The sequence below is a fragment of the Aeromonas sp. sif2416 genome (genome assembly GCF_019218665.1).
Lineage (GTDB): Bacteria > Pseudomonadota > Gammaproteobacteria > Enterobacterales > Aeromonadaceae > Aeromonas > Aeromonas encheleia.
The window spans coordinates 1-468 of the sequence record NZ_JAHUXC010000035.1 but is presented as its reverse complement, the minus strand read 5'-3'; the positions used below and the strand labels follow the sequence as shown (position 1 = coordinate 468).

The window sequence follows — 468 nt, the reverse complement described above, 5'->3', positions numbered from 1 at the left end:
AGAGCCTGGATGGCACCAGCCACACCGTGACCATCACCATCACCGGCGTCAATGACGGTGCGGTGATTGTGGGTGATGGCAGCGGTGCGGTGACCGAAGACCTGAACGTGGTCAGCGGTAACCTGACCGAGACCGGCAGCCTGAGCGTGACCGACGTGGACGGGGCCGACGAGGCCGAGTTCAAGCCGGGCCTGGGCGCGCCGAGTGCCAATGCCCTGGGCAGCCTGACCATCGATGCGGCTGGCAAGTGGAATTATGAGGTCGCCAACGACAAGGTGCAGTACCTGGGCGCGGGCGAGACCAAGGTCGAGACCTTCGTGGTTGAGAGCCTGGATGGCACCAGCCACACCGTGACCATCACCATCACCGGCGTCAATGACGGTGCGGTGATTGTGGGTGATGGCAGCGGTGCGGTGACCGAAGACCTGAACGTGGTCAGCGGTAACCTGACCGAGACCGGCAGCCTGA

Annotated in this window: 1 protein-coding gene; it reads left to right on the top strand. The window is 64.1% G+C overall.

The genetic code is table 11. From position 1 onward, the window contains the following. A partial coding sequence (locus KW821_RS21415) for a VCBS domain-containing protein (protein WP_218292856.1) occupies positions 1–468 on the top strand: 468 nt, incomplete at both ends.